This is a genomic window from Candidatus Magnetaquiglobus chichijimensis (genome assembly GCF_045865675.1).
In the GTDB taxonomy this organism is placed as follows: Bacteria; Pseudomonadota; Magnetococcia; order Magnetococcales; family Magnetaquicoccaceae; genus Magnetaquiglobus; species Magnetaquiglobus chichijimensis.
Window position 1 is genome coordinate 1 of the sequence record NZ_BAAFGK010000002.1, and the last position, 13,523, is coordinate 13,523.

The following is a 13,523-nucleotide window of genomic DNA, read 5'->3' on the forward strand; positions in this document are numbered from 1 at the left end:
AAAATGCAATCGATGTGATTTTTCCTGTTGACCTGCACGCTGGAATTTCCTATATTCGGGTTTCCCTGGAGGGCATGGTCCTGACAACGGGAATCGATCTTTGACAATTCAATAACGATCATCGGCGTGGACGTTGGAGTCGCGAATCGGGTGTCATCGGCAAGCTGAAAGTTTGTCGAGGATGTCTGGGGAAGCGCAAGCAGATCCAACATCACGCTGAATGAATCACGCAAAACAAGTCAGCGCAAGCAACAAGCTTGAAGCAAGCCTGGAATACAATTCCAAAATCAAGCAGTAAATAAAGTCACGATTCAACAGAACCGTTGATTCAGATCCGGAAGGATCTCGAAATATTCGGAGAGTTTGATCCTGGCTCAGAACGAACGCTGGCGGCGCGCTTAACACATGCAAGTCGAACGGCAGCGGGACCTTCGGGTCGCCGGCGAGTGGCGAACGGGTGAGTAACGCGTGGATACCTGTCCTGTGGTGGGGAATAACGTTTAGAAATGAACGCTAATACCGCATAAGCCCTACGGGGGAAAGATTTATCGCCACAGGAGGGGTCCGCGTCGGATTAGCTAGTTGGTGGGGTAACGGCCTACCAAGGCGACGATCCGTAGCTGGTCTGAGAGGATGATCAGCCACACTGGGACTGAGACACGGCCCAGACTCCTACGGGAGGCAGCAGTGGGGAATATTGCGCAATGGAGGAAACTCTGACGCAGCGACGCCGCGTGGGTGAAGAAGGCCTTAGGGTTGTAAAGCCCTTTCAGTGGGAAAGATTATGACGGTACCCACAGAAGAAGCCCCGGCTAACTCCGTGCCAGCAGCCGCGGTAATACGGAGGGGGCCAGCGTTGTTCGGAATTACTGGGCGTAAAGGGCGCGTAGGCGGTTGATCAAGTCAGGAGTGAAATCCTCGGGCTTAACCCGGGAACTGCTCCTGAAACTGGTCGACTAGAGTACGGTAGAGGATGGTGGAATTCCCCGTGTAGAGGTGAAATTCGTAGATATGGGGAGGAAGACCGGAGGCGAAGGCGGCCATCTGGACCGAAACTGACGCTAAGGCGCGAAAGCGTGGGGAGCAAACAGGATTAGATACCCTGGTAGTCCACGCTGTAAACGATGAGTGCTAGTCGTCGCGGGTATCGACCCCTGCGGCGACGAAGTTAACACGTTAAGCACTCCGCCTGGGGAGTACGGCCGCAAGGCTAAAACTCAAAGGAATTGACGGGGGCCCGCACAAGCGGTGGAGCATGTGGTTTAATTCGATGCAACGCGAAGAACCTTACCTGCTTTTGACATCCCGCGAATCCCTCAGAGATGAGGGAGTGCCCTTCGGGGAGCGCGGAGACAGGTGCTGCATGGCTGTCGTCAGCTCGTGTCGTGAGATGTTGGGTTAAGTCCCGCAACGAGCGCAACCCTTGCCTTCAGTTGCCATCATTAAGTTGGGCACTTTGGAGGAACCGCCGGTGTCAAACCGGAGGAAGGTGGGGACGACGTCAAGTCATCATGGCCCTTATGGGCAGGGCTACACACGTGCTACAATGGCGAGTACAGAGGGGGGCGAAAGGGCGACCTGGAGCAAATCTCAAAAAGCTCGTCTCAGTTCGGATTGCAGTCTGCAACTCGACTGCATGAAGTCGGAATCGCTAGTAATCGCGGATCAGCACGCCGCGGTGAATACGTTCCCGGGCCTTGTACACACCGCCCGTCACACCATGGGAGTTGGTTTGACCCGAAGCCGGCGGCCCAACCCGCAAGGGAGGGAGCCGTCTACGGTCGGATTAGCGACTGGGGTGAAGTCGTAACAAGGTAGCCGTAGGGGAACCTGTGGCTGGATCACCTCCTTTCTAAGGAGCCCCGATCGTCACCTGACGATCCATCAAGGTTCATTAGAGGTCGAAACACCCAACAAGAACACACGATTGCGTGTCGTGTTCTTTCTTGAAAAACGCTTTTCGAAGCGTATCTCGGACCCCAGCGTCCACACCGATGATCGATTGTTGAATGACAGAGGACACGAATCCGACAACGGGTCTGACAAAGACTCCGGGAGATGTGATCTTTGACAATTGAATGGAACAGGCATGCATGTTCGTAAGGACATGTCGAAGTGTGAAATGAAGAGGACAGATGAGAATCTGTCCACCTTGTAGGTTATAAAGCAATCAAGGGCACACGGTGGATGCCTTGGTGTCGAGAGGCGATGAAGGACGCAGCACGTTGCGAAAAGCTTTGGGGAGCCGCGAGCAGGCTTTGATCCAGAGATGTCCGAATGGGGAAACCCGGCGGCTCATGTAGCCGTCATCACATTCTGAATACATAGGGATGTGAAGCGAACGTGGGGAACTGAAACATCTCAGTACCCGCAGGAAAAGAAATCAACCGAGATTCCGTAAGTAGCGGCGAGCGAACGCGGACCAGGCCAGCGTCATCAATCTTGTTTCGTTAGTTGAACAGCTCTGGAAAGGGCGGCCATAGACGGTGATAGCCCGGTAGACGAAAACCAAACAAGAGGAACGCTAAAGAGTAGGGCGGGACACGTGGAACCCTGCCTGAAGATGGGAGGCCCTCCTTCCAAGCCTAAATACTCCTCGACAACCGATAGTGAACCAGTACCGTGAGGGAAAGGTGAAAAGTACCCCGACAAGGGGAGTGAAATAGTTTCTGAAACCGTGTGCCTACAAGCAGTGGGAGGGGGTTCGTCCCCTGACCGCGTACCTTTTGTATAATGGGTCAGCGAGTTGATCTGTGCGGCGAGCTTAAGTCGATAGACGTAGGCGTAGCGAAAGCGAGTCTTAAATGGGCGCCAAGTCGTGCGGATCAGACCCGAAACCGGGTGATCTATCCATGATCAGGGTGAAGGTGCGGTAACACGCACTGGAGGCCCGGACCCACCCAAGTTGAAAATTGGGGGGATGAATTGTGGATAGGAGTGAAAGGCTAAACAAACCCGGAAATAGCTGGTTCTCCTCGAAAGCTATTTAGGTAGCGTCTCGTGCATGTTTATCGGGGGTAGAGCACTGGATGGGCTAGGGGGACTTCCCGTCTTACCAAACCCAACCAAACTCCGAATACCGATAAGATGATAGCACGGGAAACAGACGGCGGGTGCTAAGGTCCGTCGTCAAAAGGGAAACAGCCCAGATCGCCAGCTAAGGTCCCCAAATCAGGTTTAAGTGGGAAAGGATGTGGGAATGCATAGACAGCCAGGAGGTTGGCTTAGAAGCAGTCACCCTTTAAAGAAAGCGTAATAGCTCACTGGTCGAGTGGATCTGCGCCGAAAATATAACGGGGCTTAAAACCTGTACCGAAGCTGCGGGTGGCCGACGGTAGTCGGTCGCGGTAGAGGAGCGTTCCGTAAGCCTGTGAAGCTGTGCTGTGAGGCATGGTGGAGGTATCGGAAGTGAGAATGCTGACATGAGTAGCGAAAAATCAGGCGAGAAACCTGATCGCCGTAAGCCCAAGGTTTCCTGCGCGAGGCTGTTCCGCGCAGGGTTAGTCGGCCCCTAAGGCGAGGCTAAAGAAGCGTAGTCGATGGGAAGCCGGTCAATATTCCGGCACCGTTGTTCATTGCGATGGGGGGACGGAGAAGGGTAGGTCTACCGGGCGCTGGTTGTCCCGGATTAAGCGTGTAGGCGTGGCCTCGCAGGCAAATCCACGAGGTCGTTAAGCCAAGGCGTGATGACGAGCCGTAAGGCGAAGTGATTGATCCCATGCTCCCAGGAAAAGCCTCTAAGCTTCAGATGAATGACGACCGTACTGCAAACCGACTCAGGTGGGCGAGGAGAGAATCCTCAGGCGAGTGAGAGAACCCGGGTGAAGGAACTCGGCAAAATTGCCCCGTAACTTCGGGAGAAGGGGTGCCCCCAATACCGTGTAACACCTCGCGTGTGAAGCGGCTGGGGGCCGCAGTGAAAAGGGGGGAGCGACTGTTTACCAAAAACACAGGGCTCTGCGAAATCGAAAGATGACGTATAGGGTCTGACGCCTGCCCGGTGCTGGAAGGTTAAGAGGAGAGGTGCAAGCTTCGAATTGAAGCCCCAGTAAACGGCGGCCGTAACTATAACGGTCCTAAGGTAGCGAAATTCCTTGTCGGGTAAGTTCCGACCTGCACGAATGGCGTAACGACTTCCCCGCTGTCTCCACCCGGGACTCAGCGAAATTGAATTCGCAGTGAAGATGCTGCGCACCCACGGCAAGACGGAAAGACCCCGTGAACCTTTACTATAGCTTTGCATTGGCGCTAGGAATGATTTGTGTAGGATAGGCGGGAGACTGTGAACAGGGGGCGCCAGCACCCTGGGAGTCAACCTTGAAATACCGCCCTGATCCTTTTTGGCGTCTAACTCCGGCCCGTGATCCGGGTTGAGGACAGTGCATGGTGGGTAGTTTGGCTGGGGCGGTCGCCTCCTAAAATGTAACGGAGGCGCGCAAAGGTCCGCTCAGGTTGGTCGGACATCAACCGAAGAGTGCAAAGGCAAAAGCGGGCCTGACTGCGAGACTGACAAGTCGAGCAGGGACGAAAGTCGGCCTTAGTGATCCGGCGGTTCCTTGAGGAAGGGCCGTCGCTCATCGGATAAAAGGTACTCCGGGGATAACAGGCTGATCTCCCCCAAGAGTTCACATCGACGGGGAGGTTTGGCACCTCGATGTCGGCTCATCGCATCCTGGGGCTGAAGTCGGTCCCAAGGGTATGGCTGTTCGCCATTTAAAGCGGTACGCGAGCTGGGTTCAGAACGTCGTGAGACAGTTCGGTCCCTATCTGCCGTGGGCGTTTGGAGAATTGAGAGGGGCTGCTCCTAGTACGAGAGGACCGGAGTGGACATGCCTCTAGTGTGCCGGTTGTCCTGCCAAGGGCAGTGCCGGGTAGCCACGCATGGAAAGGATAACCGCTGAAAGCATCTAAGCGGGAAACCTGCCTCAAGATGAGTTCTCCCTACGAGACCCGTGGAAGACCACCACGTTGATAGGCTGGGTGTACAAGTGCGGCAACGCACGTAGCTTACCAGTACTAATTGGTCCATTGGCTTTATACACCCGCTTCGACATGCTCCTCGAACCTACATGCCCGTTCCCTTCAGTTGTCAGAGTCTCATCCACCGATTTGAAATTCACGAATCTTCCTGGTGGCGATGGCGAGGAGGAAACACCCGATCCCATGCCGAACTCGGCAGTTAAGCTCCTTTGCGCCGATGATACTTCGTCTCAAGACGCGGGAAAGTAGGTCACTGCCAGGAAGTTTTTTTCAACTGTTTGCGCAGAACTCCGTAAGGGGGTCTGAGATGGTGTCGAGACAGACTCCACCATCAGGCAAACATGGTAGGGCGCGGTCAACGCGCAACGCGGGTATCGCGGGATGGAGCAGTCAGGTAGCTCGTCGGGCTCATAACCCGAAGGCCGGAGGTTCAAATCCTTCTCCCGCAACCAAGATGTCAGGGGCAGCCCCTGAAACGATCAAGCCGGTGGACTTTTGTCCGTCGGCTTTTTTTGTTTTTGGCGGTTTTGGCGGGAGCCCTCCGTAGATCGGGGCAGCCCCTGAAACGATCAAGCCGGTGGACTTTTGTCTATCGGCTTTTTTTGTTTTTGGATGTAGCCCTCCTGGATCGGGGCAGCCCCTGAAACGATCAAGCCGGTGGACTTTTGTCTGTCGGCTTTTTTTGTTTTTGGATGTAGCCCTCCTGGATCTCCGTTTTTTTGGACAACCAGTCGTGCAAGAAGTTCGGGATCGCGTCAAAAGGGATGTCGCTGGTCGGGTTGGAGAAGAACCCGGCATTGAGTTCAATGTCGAAGAACCTGGCATTGTGAACTCAATGTCGAGTTGTCGGTCCGGCCAGCCATGGGGATTCATCCCCTCCAGGCGGTTCTGGGCCTCTTTCAGTCGGCTTTTCGGAATCTTGCCCTGTGATGCCAAGGTGTCGTGTCAAGGTGCCGTGGAACTCCTGTCGGGGAGGTTCACGGGGGGCAGGGGGGAGAGACCCCCCATCCTTCTGAATCCGGCTGTTGCGGGTGATTGAATGTGCGAACAGGTTGGTCGAGGGTGAATCGTCGCCTCATCGCCTCCTGGGTAAGAGACCGACGTGACTTTTCTGGTGATGAGGCATTCTTTCCGATCTGCCATGGCTCAAGAGGTACCATGGGGATGGGGGCTTGCGCCGCCGGAGCCGGGATTACAGCTGCTTTTTGCGGCGGTAGTAATCCAGCAGACCGTGCAGGGTGACGAAACCGCGAAGCACGCCGTGGTGGCTCACCACGGGCAGGGCGTGCAGGCGATGCTCCATGATCAGATCCGCAGCTTCGGCGATGCTGCCATCCAGGGAGATGGTGACCGTCCGCTGGTTGGCGTTGATCTTGCCGAGGGGCAGGTTGCAGAGTGCCTTGTCGCGCTGCGTCATCGCCTTGGTGCCGAAGAACGGCCCCATGATCTGACGCAAGTCACTGTAGCTGACCACCCGCAGTAGCTTTCCACCCTTCTCGATGCCGATGTAGCGATAGCCATCCGTGCGCATGGCCATGATGGCCACAATCACCCGTTCATCGTCCCGCAGGGTGAAGGGGAATTCGGTGATCAGGCTCTTGACGCTGCCCTTGTCGTTCGGTATGGGCAGGGAGTCCTTGGCGTACTGGATCTGGGGGAGTGGACCGAACACCTCGCCCATGGCGATGGAGGCCTTGCCGCCCGACTTGCCACCAGGGGAGCGACCACCGCGCGTCGTGTTCACGCCGTCGTCGTCGAGCACCGCGTTCATGACCTCCCGACCGGTCTCTTCCGGTTGATAGGGGTCCAGGAAGGTCAACTCCCCTTCGTCCGAGTTTCCGCTCGCCATCCCTTTGACGCCACCCTTGCCAGTTCCGGCAGAGCCCTTGCCCGCAGGTTTGGCCGGCGGCGGGGGAGGCGGCGGCGGTGGAGGCGGAGGCGGCGGCGGTGGAGGCGGCGGCGGAGGCGGCGGCGGAGGTGGAGGCGGCGGAGGCGGCGGAGGCGGCGCTTCCACGGGCGCGGATTTGGTCGCCTCTGCGGCACCACCGGCACGTTGCGTGTCCGCGGCGATCTCGGCGTCGGTACCCGGAATTTTGACCTTCAACAGGGTCTCGGCAAATCCCCGTGACAACACCCAGTAGGCGGTCTGGGGCGGAAAATCCGACACCTGGATCTGAACGGCCACCGAAAGATAGGTGGTCCCTTCCTTGAAAGTCTTGGGAAAGTCGCCGTAGGTGACGTGGGTGGTGCTTTCGAGAAACAGATGGCCACCCTCGGGGAGTTTCTTCTCCACCAGGTCGTTGAGCGCGCCAACCACCTGGTTGGCGACCTCTTGGAAGCCCTCCTGGATCTCTTCGTTGTATTCGCGGTTCTTGACCTGACTCTGAATGACGGAGGCACCCATCATCATCATCAGGCCGCTCAAGGCAATCGAGGTGGCGATGTCGAAGATGAGGTGGATGTCGCCGGAGTGCAGGCCATCTTCCGTGACATACGCCACGCTGCGATCCGATTCGAACAAAAGCTCCAGGTCATCCCGACCTCGGTTGAGCTCGATCTCCTGGAGCGTGCAGACCACGGGAGCCGCGGTAAGCGTGTTCAGGTCGTTGCCCAGTTTCGTGAAATAATTCAGGAAAAAGGGTCGTGTCCGTTTGGCGATATCCGGAGGGGTTTCCATTGCTTAAAGCTCGCTCGCATCTATCAGCATGGGTTTTGACCAAGGATCTGGCGAGTGTTGTTCAGCAATTTTTGCGCCATGATGGTTGCTTAGGCGCATTTTGACACCTGTGGGGGATGCGGGCATCAGGATTTGATCCGACGCACAAACACCCCGGAATGCGATGCGATCGACACTCCAGGGTGTTCGTTCTGTGGCGTTTCACTGAAGTTGTTTGATGAGAGAAGATCTCTCATCCTCCACCGTGGAGCGCTTGGGAGCGTTCCACGACGTTGTGTGGAGGCTCTACTTCAGAAAACGCTCGAGTTCGGCTTGCAAGGTCTCGGGCGTGAACGGTTTTTTGATGTGGCCGTTGGCCCCGGCTTCCATGGCCGCGCCGACCTTGGTCTCGCCGCCTTCGGTGGTCACCATCACGATCGGAATGTTCTTGATCGCCGGAGAGCCGGCACGCACCGACTTGACGAAGTTCAAACCATCCATGACCGGCATGTTCCAGTCGGAGAGGATGAGTTTGAAATTGGTGTCGGTCGCGAGCAGATCCATCCCTTCCTGGCCGTTGCCCGCTTCCAGGATGTCCGTGATCGTGAAACCGGCCTGACGCAGGCCGCGAGCCACGATTTTCCGCATGACGCTCGAGTCGTCAACGATCAGTACGCGCATATTTCCTCTTATTGAAATCGATCAGGCTGGTTGAAACAATACACACATGAGTAAACATTCATGATGGAGGACGAACCGATTCACCCCCATCCGTGACACCCGCCAGGGATGTTTCACGGTAAAAACGTAACCATCGCAAAAAACGTCTCTGGGTTCAAGGTTTTTTTCGCGCAACAGCCATTACAGGCTTGCGTAGACCTTCAAAATGCCCTCTTCCATCTGAAACGTGAACAGCGTGGTCGGGCGATTGGTCTTCCATTGGGCGGTGTACTCCTGTCCGACGACGGCAACCGGTGGCGACAGATTGACGTCTCCGATCTGGGCTTTGGTCTTCATGCCTCCGCAAACCATGTTGGCCAACTCTGCCGCGCCGTCGAGCAGATCCTCCATGAACAGCTCCTCGGGCGTCAGGCCCACGATGCGCGACACGATTTCGCGTAGCAGCTCCTTGCTGCATGAAACGCCCACCATGCCATGCATCTTGCCATCCAGACGAACCAGTCCTACCACCTCGCTGGAGATCGAAAAGGCATTCACGCTCTCCTGCCCGGCAAAGACCACCTCGGACATGGCCATGGCGGTCATCATCTCCGTGACCGCCAGGCGCAGACCGTTCAACAGTTTGTCCATCAATTCTGGGGCGTTGGCTACGCTCATGCGCGGCTCCATGTCGTGGGTGTCGGTGGAAGGGGTGGATCGATCCGGCTCACAGACCACCCATTCCCAGGGCTTCCATGATGCGGCTGGCCATCTCCTCCTGGGTGAAGGGTTTGGTCTGGTAATGGATGGCTCCGGCCTGGATCGCCTTGATGATGTAATCCTTTTCACCCTCGGTCGTGACCATCATCACCGGGATGTGCATCCAACGAGGATCGGCTTTGATCAGCTTGAGCACCTCCAGGCCGTTCATGCCCGGCATGTTCCAGTCCAACAGGATCAGCGCGACCTCTTCGCCCTGATTTTCGAGGACCTTGATGCCCACGTCGCCGTTTTCCGCCTCGAGGACCTCGAAGCCGATCATGGCGCCGACGCCGCTGATGACACGCCGGATGGTTCTGGAGTCGTCAATGGTGAGTAGTTTCATGAGGTTTCACTTTAATTCAAACGTGTATCCGATTTGCGACTCAGCCTGTCCTGCCTGCATGACGGTTTTTTCACCCGTCTCCCTGCGCGTGGAGTCTCCGATTGGGGCGTTCCACGAACAAGGGAATCAGCTGGGTTTGTACATGGCGGCAGAGCCCATCATCACCTGTTGAAACGAGGTGGTGTAGCCACGCGGCGATTCCGAGGCCCCGATGGCCAAAACGCCATCCTTGTTCAGGCTGTCGTGCATCTTGCCATAGATTTGACGCTTCAATTCATCCGAAAAGTAGATCAGCACGTTGCGACACATCAGAAAATCGAACATCCCATGTTCCTTGAAGGAACTCATGAGATTGAACTGCTGGAACTTCACCAGATTGCGCACCTCGGGGACCACTTCGAAGACCATGCCGTTCTTTTTGAAGTAACGTTCGAGAAAGTCCGGACGCATGCCACGCGAGATGGCCAACTGGCTGTAGCGTCCCGACGAGGCGAGCACGATCGCCGAGGGGGAAAGATCGGTGGCCAGGATGGAGAACTTGGAGATCGGGGGAGGCGCATCCACCTTGCGCAACTCCTCGTGGATCAGCATGGCCACCGAGTAGGGCTCCTGACCCGTGGAGCAGGCCGCCGACCAGATGCGTATCTGGGCGGCGGTGCGAGCCTTCTTGACCAGCATGGGCACGACATGATCGCTTAACGCGGAGGCAAACGAATCGTCGCGAAACCACAACGTTTCGTTGGTGGTCATTGCGTCGATCACTTTGGCGCGCAACGGGCCGGTATCGGCCTTGAGCTTGTCGTGGAGCTGGATGAAGTTCTCGCAGCCGTTCTGCACCAGGAGAACCGTCAGTCGGTTTTCGATCAGATACTCCTTGCCGGGATTGATCTGAATGCCGCTGTGTTCGTTGATGAAGTGGCGGATGAGGTCGAATTCTTCTTGTGTAATGGCCATGGTCAGCGGGCCACGGATGGGTTGCAGAGTTGAATGATCCTGGGCCCGATGGTTTCCAGAGACAACGATTCGTCAGAAAGACCTTTTTCTTCAACGGATCTGGGCATGCCGTACACCACGCACGAGTTTTTATCTTGGGTGATACACCAGGTTTTACCGCCCCGCTTGAGAGCATCCACGCCATTGGTGCCGTCGCGTCCCATCCCGGTGAGAATAACACTCAATATGTTGCCCGTAAAGGATGCGGCGACGGACATGAACAAAACATCCACCGCCGGGCGACACTCGTTGACCTTGGGACCGTCATTGAGGATCAGTTTGAGGCTTCCATCGCGATTTTGCAAGGTCATATGTCGTCCGCCCATGGCAATGGTGACGCTTCCGGGGGTCAGGGGTTGTTCGTCCCGCGCCTCCTTCACCATCAGTCCGGAGGCTCGACTCAGTTGCGCGGCCAGCGAGGTGGTGAAGACCGGTGGCATGTGCTGCACGATCAGAGTTGGGATCGGCAACTTCTCACGAAGCATGGAGAATATGGTTGTCAGGGCCGCCGGTCCACCGGTCGAGGAGCCGATCAGGAGCAGATCCGGATGGGGCGGTCCCTTCATCGAGATGGCACTGCGGGTCGGGGCCACGATGGGTGCGCTGGGCAGAGGCGCCATCCGACCCGGAGGCGGGGGCATGGGCGAGGTGCGCGGCGGTGTGGACGGCATCGGCATGCGCGCTCCCGGCGCGGGCATGGCGAACGCCTGTGGCGCATGGGAGACCGGGGGCGGGGAAGAGGGGGCAGATCCCGACCCGCCGGATCCTCCCTTGTCGTTCTCCAGATTCTGCTGCAAAACGGTCAGGATCGGCTCCAGACTCTGCCGCAGCGTGGTCTTGGCCTTCTCGACGTTGTTTTCCAGAGGCTTGGTGATGAAATCCAACGCCCCGGCATTCAGACACTCGACGATGATGTTGGCATTCTGCCGCGACGTGGAACTCACCATCACCACGGTCAGCTTCGGATAGCGTTTGCGCAGCTCCTTGAGCGTGGTCAAACCATCCATGACCGGCATCTCGACATCGAGCAGCACCAGATCCGGACGCTCGGGATCGTTGGCGGTGAATTGCGCCACGATCTTGTCGAGGGCCAGCTTGCCATTCGAAGAGGTAGCCGTGACGCGAATGCCCGGAATGCTCTCCGCCACATTCTTCATGATCATGCGATAGGTGATGGTGTCGTCCACCACCATGGCCTTGATGGGCTCAGCCATGCATCCGCTCCATCATGATTTCGCCTCTCCTAAAGGGACCATCGGTAGATCGCCTCGGCCCGGTTGCCGCGGCCATGATATTCCAACGAATGGCACAAGGAACGCAAGAGCGCGATTCCCCGGCCTCCATGTCCAAGATTTCCCGTCAATTGGGAGTGGATCTGTTCCAACTCGAAACCCGCGCCGCTATCCTCGATGGCGATGTGGATCTCTCCACCTGCCGGTTCGCCGTTCCCCGGATTCTCCGCACGCGGCACATGGTCCAGCTCGATGCGGATGCTCCCCTCTTCCAACCGCGCCAGACGCTCTTCCCTTTGGGTGTAATACTGGACGAACCCTTCCGGTGTCTTTTTGGTGCGCGTGTCCAGCTTGAGCAGACCATGATCCAGCGCATTGGAGAAGAGTTCCGCCAGAATCGTGTAGAGCCGCTCCCGATGACCGATGGGCGCCTGGAGATTCATCACCGCGTTGATGATCGTGGGCAGGGGATCCACGGACTTCAAGGTCTGCGCACTGAAAAAGAACGAGGCTTGCCAGGGGTTGGGGGCGATGGCGGCATGCTGACGACCTCGGGCGCTCTCGCGCGGTTCCTGACTGGCCTGCTCGCAGACGATCTCCAACAGACTCACGTCATCCGATTGGCGTGCATCCCCCCGGAACGCTTCCAGATCGTCCAGAATGGCGTGGAAAAGGGTTCCTGGAGCGTGCGAACCATCGAAATGGGCCTCCAACCGCTCACTGCCGTACATTTGATCCTCGGCGTTGGTCGCCTCGGTCACCCCATCGGAAAACAGAAATACCCGGTAGTCCGGGTGCATCTCCAGAATTTCCACCTTGCGATCTTCGCGGGTCATCGGCGCGATGCCCAGGGGCATCCGGGTCGAGACGACCCGATGGGCCAAACGTCCCGATCCATCGATCACCAGTACGTCCGGAAGACCGCCATTCCAGATGTTCAGACTCTTCTGACGATGGTCCACCTCGATCAGACAGGCGGCGCAGAACATCCGCCGCGGCATGATCGAGAGCAGTTTCACGTTCATCGCCTCGGCCATGTCGCCGATGGAGAATCCTTGGGCGGTCATTTCGTAGAAGATGTCCGCCACCGGCATGGCCGCCACCGCCGCCGACAACCCGTGCCCGGTGAAATCGCCGAGCATGATGTGCAGTCCGCCCGCCGGGTTGTAGCTGGCCACCAGCAGATCCCCGTTGAACAGCGTCATCGGGACGGTCCAGTGGTTCAGGCAGGGGGCATCGAGCAGATTGCCGGAACGCACGATGTTGGCGAAGATGTGCTGGCCGACCTCGAGTTCCTGATGCAACCGCTCCTGATGCTGCTCAAGCTCCTCCTTCTGTGCGCTCAGGCGCGCATGCAGACGCCGGATCCGCTCCATGGCGCTGATCTTGGCCTGGAGAATGGTCCGGTTGAAGGGCTTGGTCAGAAAATCGTCGCCACCGGCGTCGATGCACTGCACCAACCCCTCTTCGTCGGTCACCGCCGTCAGGAAGATGATCGGCGTGAACCGTCCGGCGTGGCTTCGTTTGATCTCCTGGGCCGCCTCGTAGCCGTTCATCATCGGCATGCGGATGTCCAGCAACACCAGATCCGGTTGGTGCAGACCAAATTGTTCCACGCCGTCACGACCGTTCACCGCCGTGAAGACTTCATGTCCCTCCTTGCCCAGCAACCGTTGCAGGATGGTGCGGTTGATCGGGTCGTCATCGACGATCAGAATCTTCATGCCAATGAGGTTGCCTCTTCAATCCGCGGGCGTGCTGTTGCCAGACTTGCCTGATGGGGCGGGAACCCTCACCCCTCCGAGCGTGGAACGTCCTGACGGGCGTTTCACGGTAAACTTGTCAACCCTCTTCCCCCTGACCGTGGAACGTTCTGACGGGTGTTCCACGGCCTGTG

7 protein-coding genes, 1 tRNA gene and 3 rRNA genes are annotated in these 13,523 nt (G+C 57.4%); 4 read left to right on the forward strand and 7 right to left on the reverse strand.

Translation table 11 applies throughout. The annotated features are described in order from the left end of the window. Positions 1-351 precede the first annotated feature (351 nt). From ACOY6C_RS02020 to ACOY6C_RS02035, 4 genes are all read left to right on the forward strand, one after another. A 16S ribosomal RNA gene (locus tag ACOY6C_RS02020) occupies positions 352-1,852 on the forward strand. 308 nt (positions 1,853-2,160) lie between these two features. Then, positions 2,161-5,041 (forward strand): 23S ribosomal RNA (locus ACOY6C_RS02025). An 86-nt stretch (positions 5,042-5,127) separates the two neighbouring features. After that, positions 5,128-5,242, forward strand: a 5S ribosomal RNA gene (rrf, locus tag ACOY6C_RS02030). Together the 16S, 23S and 5S rRNA genes with 1 tRNA gene alongside form the textbook arrangement of a ribosomal RNA operon. A gap of 113 nt (positions 5,243-5,355) precedes the next feature. Further along, positions 5,356-5,432: transfer RNA gene (locus tag ACOY6C_RS02035), tRNA-Met, on the forward strand. 740 nt (positions 5,433-6,172) lie between these two features. Here the strand turns inward: ACOY6C_RS02035 and ACOY6C_RS02040 are convergent. The 7 genes from ACOY6C_RS02040 to ACOY6C_RS02070 form a co-directional block, all read right to left on the reverse strand. Continuing rightward, positions 6,173-7,657: a CBS domain-containing protein gene (locus ACOY6C_RS02040; protein WP_420903816.1), complete on the reverse strand. Its 1,485-nt coding sequence runs from the start codon at positions 7,655-7,657 to the stop codon at positions 6,173-6,175. A 285-nt stretch (positions 7,658-7,942) separates the two neighbouring features. Next, positions 7,943-8,317 (reverse strand): response regulator, encoded by a 375-nt coding sequence (locus tag ACOY6C_RS02045; protein WP_420903817.1) that lies wholly within the window; start codon positions 8,315-8,317, stop codon positions 7,943-7,945. Positions 8,318-8,497: 180 nt separating this feature from the next. Beyond that, positions 8,498-8,974 carry a chemotaxis protein CheX gene (locus ACOY6C_RS02050; RefSeq protein WP_420903818.1) on the reverse strand — a complete coding sequence of 159 codons (477 nt, stop codon included), beginning with the start codon at positions 8,972-8,974 and terminating at the stop codon, positions 8,498-8,500. Between the two features lie 49 nt (positions 8,975-9,023). Next, on the reverse strand, positions 9,024-9,401 hold the full coding sequence (locus ACOY6C_RS02055; protein WP_420903819.1) for a response regulator: 378 nt from the start codon (positions 9,399-9,401) through the stop codon (positions 9,024-9,026). 126 nt (positions 9,402-9,527) lie between these two features. Further along, entirely contained in the window at positions 9,528-10,355 is an 828-nt protein-coding gene (locus ACOY6C_RS02060) for a CheR family methyltransferase (RefSeq protein WP_420903820.1), read from the reverse strand. Positions 10,356-10,357: 2 nt separating this feature from the next. Continuing rightward, positions 10,358-11,608 carry a chemotaxis-specific protein-glutamate methyltransferase CheB gene (gene cheB, locus ACOY6C_RS02065; RefSeq protein WP_420903821.1) on the reverse strand — a complete coding sequence of 417 codons (1,251 nt, stop codon included), beginning with the start codon at positions 11,606-11,608 and terminating at the stop codon, positions 10,358-10,360. A 29-nt stretch (positions 11,609-11,637) separates the two neighbouring features. Beyond that, positions 11,638-13,350: an ATP-binding SpoIIE family protein phosphatase gene (locus ACOY6C_RS02070; protein ID WP_420903822.1), complete on the reverse strand. Its 1,713-nt coding sequence runs from the start codon at positions 13,348-13,350 to the stop codon at positions 11,638-11,640. Positions 13,351-13,523: the final 173 nt, after the last annotated feature.

Bases quoted from the DNA above. Each gene is read 5' to 3' on its own strand.
- ACOY6C_RS02070 (WP_420903822.1), bottom strand. From the start codon at position 13,350: ATGAAGATTCTGATCGTCGATGACGACCCGATCAACCGCACCATCCTG.
- ACOY6C_RS02050 (WP_420903818.1), bottom strand. From the start codon at position 8,974: ATGAGCGTAGCCAACGCCCCAGAATTGATGGACAAACTGTTGAACGGT.
- cheB (WP_420903821.1), bottom strand. From the start codon at position 11,608: ATGGCTGAGCCCATCAAGGCCATGGTGGTGGACGACACCATCACCTAT.
- ACOY6C_RS02055 (WP_420903819.1), bottom strand. From the start codon at position 9,401: ATGAAACTACTCACCATTGACGACTCCAGAACCATCCGGCGTGTCATC.
- ACOY6C_RS02060 (WP_420903820.1), bottom strand. From the start codon at position 10,355: ATGGCCATTACACAAGAAGAATTCGACCTCATCCGCCACTTCATCAAC.
- ACOY6C_RS02040 (WP_420903816.1), bottom strand. From the start codon at position 7,657: ATGGAAACCCCTCCGGATATCGCCAAACGGACACGACCCTTTTTCCTG.
- ACOY6C_RS02045 (WP_420903817.1), bottom strand. From the start codon at position 8,317: ATGCGCGTACTGATCGTTGACGACTCGAGCGTCATGCGGAAAATCGTG.